This window comes from Devosia sp., from assembly GCF_014860165.1.
Classification (GTDB): Bacteria; Pseudomonadota; Alphaproteobacteria; order Rhizobiales; family Devosiaceae; genus Devosia.
Window position 1 is genome coordinate 1 of the sequence record NZ_JACZKG010000016.1, and the last position, 10,446, is coordinate 10,446.

Sequence of the window (10,446 nt, forward strand, 5' to 3'; positions counted from 1 at the left end):
GCCACATGCCGGCGCCGGTGGTCAGGCCTTGCACGGTGTTCCCGGTCTTGAAAATGGCACCCGCGCCCAGAAACGCGATCCCGGCGGTGACCGCTTCGACCGCGCGGATCGGGTCGGCCCGTGCGCCACTGCTGCCCGGGCCGACGCCGTGATAGATTTCGAAGGCGAGGATGGTGAACAGCGACGCTGCCGTCGCCACCAGGATATGGGTGCGCAGGCCCGCTTCGGCCGTGTGCCACTCCCGCTCGATGCCGATCATGGCGCCCAGAATGGCGGCGATCAGCAGGCGGATGGCAATGACATGCTGTGGCAGGTAGGTCTGGACGAAGCCGAATTCATTGCCGGCATCCATGGCGAAATTCCGGGGTTCGTGACGCTGGTTTGACAACACCGATTGTGGGGCTTGGTTCCGGCGCCCCACCACCCTACACCGTCTTCAGCCACCCGCCATCGACGAAATATGTGCTGCCGGTTGAGTAGCTTGCTTTGTCCGAACACATGAAGACGAAGAAGTTCGCCAGTTCCCGGGGCGTAGCGAAACGCTTCATGCCGCCGGCTTCGTTGGCGACGCCCTGCAGATGAGCCTCCCACCCGTCCTCGCCGGCAATCTGCTTGGCCGTCTTGATCCAGTCAGGGGTGAGCACGAGCCCCGGATTGATGGTGTTGACGCGGATATTGTCGCCAACGACCTCGTTGGCCAGCGTCTTGGAAAACATCATCAGCGCCGCCTTGGTCGTATTGTAGATCGGCTCGTACCAGAGCGGCTGCACGGCGCAGATCGAGGCATTGTGCAGCACGACGCCGCCGCCCCGCCGCTTCATTGAAGGCACCAGCCCCCGCGCCAGCCGCACCGCGGCCATCACATGCAGGTCCCAGTAATACTGCCACTTGGCGTCGTCCGCCTCGGCAATGGTCTCGTTGGAGCCGGTCCCGGCATTGTTGATGAGAATGTCGGCCCCGCCAAAGGCCTTGGTCGTGCCGTTGATGACCGCGTCGCAGCCCTCGGCCGTAGCGACATCGGCGGCGATGGCTGTGGCGATGATGCCGAACTTCTGCGCCACCAGCACCGCTGCATCATCGGCCCGCTCCTTGTTGCGTCCGACCAGCACCAGGTTGACGCCCTCGGCCGCCAACCCCTCCGCCACCGCCAGCCCGATGCCCACAGTGCCCCCCGTGATGACGGCAACCTTGTCGCGCAGGTTCAGGTCCATGTCGTTCTCCTCCTGGCCCGAAGGCCCCCTTACTCCGCCACCCTGATCTGCAGCTTCACATCTGTTGGCCGTGCTTCCACCGCCCGATCGAACGCCGCCTTGGACTCCTCGAAGGCAAATGTCTCCGAGATCAGTGGCTTGAGATCCACCTTACCCGAAGCGATCAGCGCGATGGCGCGATCATACTGGTGGGCATAGCGGAACACGTTTTCGATGCGCAGTTCCTTGACCGAGGCGCCGGCAATATCGACTGCCACCGGCTCGACCGGCAGGCCGACCACGACGATGGCGCCGCCCGGGCGCGGCAGCTCCATGATGGTTTTCCAGGCATGCGGGGAGCCCGAGCATTCGAACACCACGTCCACGCCCCAGCCCTCGGTCAGGCGCTTCACCTCGTCCACGATGCTCTTCTGGCGGATATTGACCGGGATCACCCCCTGATACTGGGCCGCAATGTCGAGCTTGGGCTGGGCCAGGTCGGCAACGATCACCCGTGCGCAGCCACCGGCCAGCGCGGCCAGGGCTACCATGGTGCCGATGGGCCCGGCGCCCAGCACCAGCGCGGTGTCCCCGGGCGCGATCTTCGCCTTGCTCGCCGCCTGCATGCCCACGGCGAACGGCTCGACCATTGCGCCTTCGGCAAAGCTCACATGGTCGGGCAGCTTGAATGTGTAATTGGCTGGATGCACCACGTCTGCCGTCAGCACGCCATGCACCGGCGGCGTCGCCCAGAACTGGACAGCGGGGTCGACATTGTACATGCCCAGCCGGCTGGCGCGCGAATTGGGGTCGGGAATGCCCGGCTCCATGCAGACGCGGTCGCCGACCTTGAGATGGCTCACCCCGGCACCCACCTCGGTGACCGTCCCGGCAGCCTCATGCCCCAGCACCATGGGCGCATTGACCACGAACGGCCCGATCTTGCCATGGGTGTAGTAGTGCACGTCCGAGCCGCAGACACCCACCGTGTGGATGGCGATCCTGACCATGCCCGGCCCGACGTCCAGCGGCAGGTCGATGTCACGCAAGGCCAGCTCATGCTGGCGTTCGAGGACGAGGGCGCGGACTTTGGTCATGGCAGGTTTCCGGTACTCAAGAAGGGAACGCGACATTTCTAGACCACAAGGCCGGCGGCGCGAAGGCGAGAACCGCCGATTTGGTACGCGTCCCAGCACTTTGGCCGGCGGTGGGCACCTGCTGGTAACCAGTCCGCAATTCCGCCGGGCTATGGTCTGCATCCGCAATACAAAAAACCGGTTCCTTGATGCAGTCCAAGACCTCGACACTCGAACGCTGGCAGTTCTCTGCCGCTGTTCTGCTGCCTGTCGTCCTTGCACTGCTGATAACGGCCGCCGGCGTGCTCGGTTTCGTCTTCTGGTCGACTGCCAGCATCGATGAGCGGGCGCTGGAACGGCAGAGCACCATGTTCCAGCATGTCATCGAAGCCCGCCGCGCGCGCCTGCAGCACGAACTGGCCAGTATCGCGGCGCGCGACGACACCGTGGTCAACACCAGGCTGATGTTCAACTTCAACTGGGTCGACCGCAATATCGGCCAATGGATGTACCAGTATTTCGGCCACCACAGGATCGTTATCCTCGATGCCATCGCCCAACCACTCTACATGATGGAGGACGGTGTCTCGGTCGAGACGCCCAATTACCGGCGCATCGCCAGCCCGGTGCAACAGCTGGTCAATCGCGTGCGTGCACAGGCCACCCGTTTTGTCGTTCCGGGCACCGTGCCTGTGCCGGTCTCGGTGTCCGATTTTGCCGTGGTCGAAGGCCTGCCCGCAATCGTGAGCGTGATGACCATCGTGTCCGATACCGGCGCCATCGTGCAGCCTGCCGGCTCCGAGCCCCTGATTGCCGTGGTGCAGTTCCTCGATGGCAGCACGGCCGATCAGTTCAACCGCGAATACCTGTTCGAAGACGGCAATTTCAGCCTGGTCCGCACCGACGGACCTGACCGCGCCACCCACTCCATCATCAACAATGCCGGGCGCTTCGTGGCCTTTTTCGATTGGGAGCGCGACCGTCCGGGCCGGACAATGCTGCTCCAGACCGGGCCCGTGCTGGGCGTCGCCTTTGCCGTGGCCGCAATTCTCGTCTTCCTGCTGCTGCGCCAGCTCCACCGGTCGTCGGCAGCACTGGAGGTCGGCCGGCGCAATGCCGAATACCAGGCGGCCCATGACCGCTTGACCGGCCTGCCCAACCGCATGAGCTTCGACACCCACCTGGCCCGCGTGCTGACGGACCGCCAGGGCATGGGTACTCAGCTCTCGCTGCTGATGCTGGACCTCGACCGCTTCAAGCAGGTCAATGATACACTCGGGCACCAGGCCGGCGACGAACTGATCTGCACGGTCGGCCAGCGCATCCGCGCCGTGGTCGGCCACGGCGTTATGATCGCACGGCTGGGCGGCGACGAGTTCGGCATCCTCCTGGTGTCGCGGGACCAGCCCCAGGATGTAGCCAGCCTGGCGGCCAGCATCATCGAGTCCATCGGCCGCCCCTTCGACCTCAACCATTTCAAGGCCCATGTCGGGGTCAGCATCGGCATCGTCAACGCGTCAGGTGGCAATACCGAGCCGCGTGAACTGGTGCGCAAGGCCGATATCGCGCTCTATGAGGCCAAGGCCGGCGGCCGCAACCGCGCTGCCGTCTACGAAGAGCACATGAACGAGCTGCTGCAGCTGCAGCACACCATCGAGGGCGAACTGCGCGAGGCGCTGCAGCGCGACGACCAGCTATCGGTAGCCTTCCAGCCATTGATCGACCAGCGCACGCGAAAGGTGATCGGCGCGGAGGCCCTGGCCCGCTGGAATCATCCCAAATACGGACAGATCTCCCCCGCGCGCTTCATCCCGGTGGCCGAGAATACCGGTCTCATCGAGGCCCTGGGCGAGTTCGTGCTGCGCCGTGCCTGCGCCCTGGGTGCGGGCGCCCCCGGTCGCACCATCGCCGTCAACATCTCGCCGACCCAGCTGCGCAACCCGCATTTCTCCGCGCAGGTCTTCGATATCCTGCGCGAAACCGGCATGCGGTCGCTCGATCTCGAGCTCGAAATCACCGAGTCCATCCTGCTCGACGACGAGCATGTGTCGGCGCAGAACCTTCGCACCTTCCGCGCTGCGGGCATTCACATCGCGCTTGACGATTTCGGCACCGGCTACTCGTCGCTCAGCTACCTCAAGCGCTATCCGGTAGACCGCATCAAGATCGACCGCTCCTTTGTCATGCAGCTGGCCGATGGTCACGTGTCGGTTGCAATCACCCAGGCCATCGTTACGCTGGCCCATGCCATGGACATCGAAGTGACGGCCGAGGGCGTCGAGACCGAAACCCAGGCTGCCATCCTTGGTCGCCTCGGCTGCAATACGCTGCAGGGCTTCCTGTTTTCGGGCGGCGTTCCCGACGAGCGGATCACCGCCATCTTTGCCGACAAGGCCAACAGTCCCGAACGCCGCCGCCGCACCACGGCGGCGTGAAACCCCCGTTAACCGCGATTGGATGCCGCCCGGCCGATTCACCGGCCGGTAAGCGGCCCGACGGAAACTGCCCCGCAAACCGTCAGGGGACAGGTTCATGACGCAGTCGAACACATCGGGTTGGCAGTTTTCGCGCAAGGTAATGCTGCCCATCATCATCGCCATTCTGGTGACCATCGGCACCGTAGCCGGCTTCGTTACCTGGTCGGTCGGCCGAACCGACGATCACGCACTGGCGCGACAGACCCGGCTGCTGGAGCAGGCCCTTGCCGATCAGATGGCCGCCGTACCGGTGGGACAGGAAGAGCTCGCCGTTTGGGACGAAGCCGTGACCGCCGTGGCTGAGCGCGACGTCGACTGGCTCAACGAGAATATCGGCCCGACCGCCTTTGACTATTACGGCCAGAGCCGCGTCTATCTGCTCCATGGCAACGGCCGGGCAATCTACGCCATGCGCGACGGCGGCCAGGTGCCGGCCAAGGCGGTCGAACCGGTACGAGACACGATCGCCCCGTTGATCGAGCAATTGCACTCGCTCGACAACCTCGCCGCCATCGACGCATTCAACAACTTCGTCGGCGAGGCACCGCCGGCCGTGGTCGACATGGCCCTGATCGAGGATAGGCCCGCCATCGTCAGCGTCATGCCGATGCTGCTCAGTGTCGGCACCGACTTCGCGCCAGTGGGAACCGAGCCAGTCTATGTGGCGGTGGTGATGCTCGATGACGCCCTGGCGCGCCAGATCGAGACGCAATATCTGTTCGACGACGCCCGTTTCGAAACCAGCCCCGACGTCGCCGGTTCCGAGGCCGCGCTGGCGATCCGCGACAAGGCGGGCCAGCCCCTCGCCTGGTTCAAGTGGAGCCCAGACCGTCCGGGCGCCCGCATTCTCGGCGATACCCTGCCCGCCCTGCTCGGCGCCCTCTTCGTGACCGGCGCGATCATTGTCGCGCTTATGCGCAACCTGCAGCGCGCCTCGTCGCAGCTGCAGGCCGAGCGCGCCGATGCCCAGCATCGCGCCCTGCACGATCCGCTGACGGGCCTGGGCAATCGCGCGCTGTTCCGCGATCGCCTCGATACCGCCATGCGCACCATGCAGACCGGCGAACCGCGCCTGGCGCTGCTCGCGCTCGATCTCGATCGTTTCAAGCAGGTCAACGACACGCTGGGCCATGAAGCCGGCGACGAATTGCTGCGCCAGGTCTCCGCGCGCATCACCAGCATGCTGCAGCCATCAGACACGCTGGCGCGACTTGGCGGCGACGAATTCGCCATCATCCAGCCTGGCATCACCACCCATGGCGATGCGGGGCGCCTCGCCCAGCGGGTGATCGACGTGCTGCAGCCGCCCTTCAACATTGCCGGCCATCCCCTCCAGATTGGCGTCAGCATCGGCATCGCCACGGCACCAGACCTGGCCCAGACCGATGCCGAACTGGTGGCACGCGCCGATGGCGCGCTCTACCAGGCCAAGTCGGGCGGCCGGAACCGCTATTGCTTCCATGCCGGCAGCGATCTCCGCGCGGGCCATCCCACACAGCTCGAAGAGCAGGTGCGGCAGGCCTTTGCCGGCCGGGGCGCCGCCTGACACCTCCACGCCTCTGCCGGCTTGGGAGAGGCGATGGACCCTACCCGATAGCGGCCAGCACCGCGCCCAGCCGCCGCTCCCGTTGCAGCAGGCCCGGTCCACCCCTGCCAGCTGATTCCCACATGCCCTTCAGCTTGCCATCGTCGAACAGCTTGAACAGGCATGGCGCGATATAGGACTTGCGCGAAATGGCCGGCGTGTTGCGGAGAACTTCAGCCACCTGCCTGGCCACTTGGGCCATCTGCCGCCGCCGCGCCGTCTCCGACTTGCCAACCTCCATCTCCGCCAGTGTCTCGGCCGCCAGGGCGCTGGCATGGAGGGTGCGGAAGTCCTTCGCGGAAATCTCGGCGCCGGTCAGTTCGCGCAGATAGGCGTTGATCGCGCCGGTCTTGATCGGACGCACCTTGCCGGCCTCGTCGCGCCACACCAGCAGCCGCTTGCCGGGCAGCGTCAGGATGCGCTTGATGGCATCGGCCAGCTTGGCGTCGGTGAGGCAATATTCCGCCTGCTTGCCACCCTTGGCGGCAAAGGTCATGCAGACTTCGTCGCCATTGATGCGCATGTCGCGCGAAAAGAGCGTGCCGGCGCCGCGCGTGCCGCTGGTTTCGAGATATTTCTCCCGCCCCACCCGCATGGCGGTCCGGTCGATCAAGGCGACGGCGATGGCCAGGGCGAGCGCCTTGCTGCCCGTTTCGGCGCTGAGAGCCGCAGCCACGCCGCGTCGCAGGCGTGGCAAGACCGAGGTGAGCGAGGCCAGCCGTTTGTGCTTCTTGCCCTCGCGCCGGAGTTCCCATTCAGGGTGATAGATATATTGGTGGCGCCCTGCCTCATCGACACCAAGCGCCTGGATATGGGCCTTGGGATTGGGGGCGATGCGCACATCGCGCCATGCGGGGGGAATGCCCAGCGCGCTGATGCGATCGCGTGTCGCCGCGTCCGCCACCAATGCGTCATCGGCATCGCGATAGCAAAATCCCTTGCCGCGGCGCTGGCGCACCAGTGTCAGCTCGTCTCGCCCGGTCCTGATGAGCCGCATGGTCAGCTGGGATTGGACTGGGTCAGCGTGTAGACCAGATAGATAATGGCGAACAGGACAATGACGCCGATCATTGACGTGACCAGCACGCGCGCATTCATCTTGCGTGGACTGCCCTGCCGGACTTCGGTCGTGGTCTTGTCGGGGTCATAGGTTTTCATGACGCTCTCCTTGGTTGTGGGAGTGCAACGGTGCTTATACCGCGCCGGTTCCGCGACATCGCGCCACCAGCCCTTGACGCCGCCCGCGCCGGGGCTGACCTTCGGCCATGACCAATATCCAGGATAACCCGATGACCACTGCCGCCACCCTCACCCGCATGATCATGGCCGGACAGGGCAAGGAGCCGGCCGATCTGGTCATCAAGAATGTGCGACTGCTCGATGTCATCACCGGCGCGGTGACCAGCACGGACATTGCCATCGTCGGCGACCGCATCGTGGGCACCCATGCCAGCTATGAGGGCAAGACGGTCATCGATGGCGGCGGACGTTTTGCCGTGCCCGGCTTCATCGATACGCATCTGCACATCGAATCCTCGCTGGTCACCCCGTTCGAATTCGACCGCTGCGTACTGCCCCATGGCGTCACCACGGTCATCTGCGATCCGCACGAAATCGCCAATGTGCTGGGCGCCGAGGGCATTCGCTATTTCCTCGACTGCGCCGAGCAGACGGTGATGGATATCAGGGTGAACCTGTCGTCCTGCGTGCCGGCAACCGGCTTCGAGACCTCGGGCGCCGCGCTCGAAATCGCTGATCTCGAGCCGTTCCGCAGCCATCCCAAGGTCATCGGCCTCGCCGAAATGATGAACTTCCCCGGCGTGCTCAATGCCGATCCCGGCATCATCGCCAAGCTCGTTGCCTTCCAGGGCGGCCATATCGATGGCCACGCGCCGCTGCTGCGGGGCACGGCCCTCAACGGCTATCTTGCCGCCGCCATCCGCACCGACCATGAAGCCACCTCGGCCGCCGAGGCGCGCGAGAAGCTCAGCAAGGGCATGGCCATCCTGATCCGCGAGGGGTCGGTCTCCAAGGATCTCAAGGCCCTCGCCGAGGTGCTCGACGAAAACACCTCGAGTTTCGTCGCCCTCTGCACCGACGATCGCAACCCGCTCGATATTGCCGAGGAAGGCCATCTCGATAGCTCCATCCGCCGCCTGATCGCCATGGGCCGGCCGCTGCACCATGTCTATCGTGCCGCCAGCCATTCGGCGGCCCGCATCTTCGGCCTGCGCGACCGCGGCCTGCTCGCACCAGGCTGGCGCGCCGATATCGCCTTGCTCGACAGCCTTGAGGATTGCCGTGTGTCGGACGTCATTACCGGCGGAAGGCTGGTGGTGCCGGCTCTGTTCGCCGCCCGCAAGCCGGTCGAATCCGTCGGCCTCTCCTCGATGAAGGCCAAGCCCGTATCGGCCGACGACTTCATCGCCCAGCCCAAGCCCGGCCGCAACAGCACGCCGGTGATCGGCGTCAAGCCGGGCCTGATCCTGACCTTCCGGGACGAGGCGACACTAGAAGTCACCGAAGCCGGTCTGCAACCCGACCTCGCCGCCGACGTGCTCAAGGTCGCCGTCATCGAGCGGCATGGCAAGAACGGCAATATCGGCCGCGGCTTCGTGCGCGGCTTCGGCCTCAAGCGCGGCGCCATCGCCTCTTCGGTGGGTCATGACAGTCACAACATCACCGTCATCGGCGCCACCGACGCGGACATGGCGGCGGCAGTCAACCGCCTGATCGAGTTGCGCGGCGGATTCGCCGTGGCCGATGGCGGCAAGGTGACAGCCGAACTGGCTTTGCCCATAGCCGGCCTGATGAGCCCCAAGCCGTTCGAAGAGGTGACGCATGACCTGCACCACCTGCGCGACGCCGCCTATGCGCTCGATTGCGTGCTGCCCGAGCCGTTCCTGCAGGTCGCGTTCCTCGCCCTGCCCGTCATCCCGCACCTCAAGATGACCGATCGCGGCCTGTTCGACGTCGACAAGTTCGACTTCGTGGATTGAGGCGATGAGCGTCGGAAGCCTGGTCCTCGCCAAGGTCTACAATCTGCCGCCGCGCCTTTTTGGCACCACCCGCAAGCGCAACATCGCCCTGCCGATGGACGATGGCGTGACCCTGATGACCGATGTCTATTCCCCGCGCGCCAAGGGGCCCCACCCCACCATTCTGATGCGCCTGCCCTATGGCCGCAGCGGCTTCGGCACGGTCGCCGAATGCTATGCCGAGCGCGGCTTCAATGTGGTGCTCCAGGCCTGCCGCGGCACCGAGAAGTCCGGCGGACAGTTCGACCCGCTGGTCAATGAGCGCGCCGACGGACTTGCTACCCTGCGCTGGATCAGGGATCAGGCCTGGTATGATGGCCGCCTCGGCCTTTCCGGCCCGTCCTATCTTGGCTATGCGCAATGGGCGATCTGCGATGAGCTGCCCGAAATCTCGGCCATGGCCACCAAGGTCACATCAGCCGAGTTCCAGTCCGTGGTCTTCCCCTCGGGCGCCTTTCATCTCGGCCTGTGGCTGAGCTGGCTGCAGGTGATCGAGGGCCTGCGCGGCAATCCGCTCAAGATGACCGGGACGATGTTTTCCGGCGGCGTCGAGAAACGCACCGCCAAGGCGGCCATGACCTTGCCGCTGCTCAATGCCGACAATGCCGCAGTGGGCCACGATGTGCCGTTCTGGCAAAGCTGGTTCGAGAACGCCATCGGCAATGACGACTTCTGGCACGCCATCGACCACCGCCACCGGCTGGGACCGAAAACGCCGCCCAACCACTTCATTTCCGGCTGGCACGACTTCATGATCGACCAGTTGCTGCGCGATTACCAGACGCTGGTGTCGGCGGGACACACACCCCATCTCACCATCGGCCCCTGGACCCATATCGCCAACGACCTGCAGGCCGAGAGCATGCGCGAAACCCTGGTCTGGATGCGCGCCAAGCTGCTCGGCGACGCCACCGGCCTCCGCGACAAGCCGGTGCGCATCCACATTACCGGGCTTGGCGAATGGCGCGAATATGACCGCTATCCCCCGGTGCCGCCGGTGATGCAAAGCTGGTTCATCCAGCCCGGTGGCGGCCTTGCCCCGGAGCCAGCCGCCGCTTCAGCCCCCGACCGCTATCGCTA

General features: G+C 65.2%; 9 protein-coding genes. 4 read left to right on the plus strand and 5 right to left on the minus strand.

Going from position 1 to position 10,446, the window contains the following annotated elements; translation table 11 throughout:
* The 3 genes from IH615_RS04350 to IH615_RS04360 all read right to left on the minus strand — a co-directional run.
* Nucleotides 1–352, minus strand: a 352-nt coding sequence (locus IH615_RS04350) for an MgtC/SapB family protein (RefSeq protein WP_291360124.1), incomplete at its 3' end; no start/stop codon positions are given.
* A 73-nt stretch (nt 353–425) separates the two neighbouring features.
* Nucleotides 426–1,211 (minus strand): SDR family oxidoreductase, encoded by a 786-nt coding sequence (locus IH615_RS04355; RefSeq protein ID WP_291360125.1) that lies wholly within the window; start codon nt 1,209–1,211, stop codon nt 426–428.
* Between the two features lie 29 nt (nt 1,212–1,240).
* Complete coding sequence (locus tag IH615_RS04360; protein ID WP_291360126.1) at nt 1,241–2,287, minus strand: NAD(P)-dependent alcohol dehydrogenase; 1,047 nt, start codon at nt 2,285–2,287, stop codon at nt 1,241–1,243.
* 188 nt (nt 2,288–2,475) lie between these two features.
* On the opposite strand from IH615_RS04360, the gene IH615_RS04365 reads away from it, so the two are divergent.
* Both IH615_RS04365 and IH615_RS04370 read left to right on the plus strand, forming a co-directional pair.
* Nucleotides 2,476–4,701 carry an EAL domain-containing protein gene (locus tag IH615_RS04365; protein WP_291360128.1) on the plus strand — a complete coding sequence of 742 codons (2,226 nt, stop codon included), beginning with the start codon at nt 2,476–2,478 and terminating at the stop codon, nt 4,699–4,701.
* A gap of 97 nt (nt 4,702–4,798) precedes the next feature.
* Nucleotides 4,799–6,289, plus strand: coding sequence for a diguanylate cyclase (locus IH615_RS04370; protein WP_291360130.1), 1,491 nt, complete (start codon nt 4,799–4,801; stop codon nt 6,287–6,289).
* Nucleotides 6,290–6,329: 40 nt separating this feature from the next.
* On the opposite strand, the gene IH615_RS04375 is transcribed toward IH615_RS04370, so the two are convergent.
* Nucleotides 6,330–7,325: a DNA topoisomerase IB gene (locus IH615_RS04375; RefSeq protein ID WP_291360132.1), complete on the minus strand. Its 996-nt coding sequence runs from the start codon at nt 7,323–7,325 to the stop codon at nt 6,330–6,332.
* A gap of 2 nt (nt 7,326–7,327) precedes the next feature.
* Nucleotides 7,328–7,486, minus strand: coding sequence for a hypothetical protein (locus tag IH615_RS04380; RefSeq protein ID WP_291360133.1), 159 nt, complete (start codon nt 7,484–7,486; stop codon nt 7,328–7,330).
* A 131-nt stretch (nt 7,487–7,617) separates the two neighbouring features.
* On the opposite strand from IH615_RS04380, the gene ade reads away from it, so the two are divergent.
* Both ade and IH615_RS04390 read left to right on the plus strand, forming a co-directional pair.
* Nucleotides 7,618–9,327 (plus strand): adenine deaminase, encoded by a 1,710-nt coding sequence (gene ade, locus IH615_RS04385; RefSeq protein WP_291360134.1) that lies wholly within the window; start codon nt 7,618–7,620, stop codon nt 9,325–9,327.
* 4 nt (nt 9,328–9,331) lie between these two features.
* Nucleotides 9,332–10,446, plus strand: a 1,115-nt coding sequence (locus IH615_RS04390) for a CocE/NonD family hydrolase (protein WP_291360136.1), incomplete at its 3' end; no start/stop codon positions are given.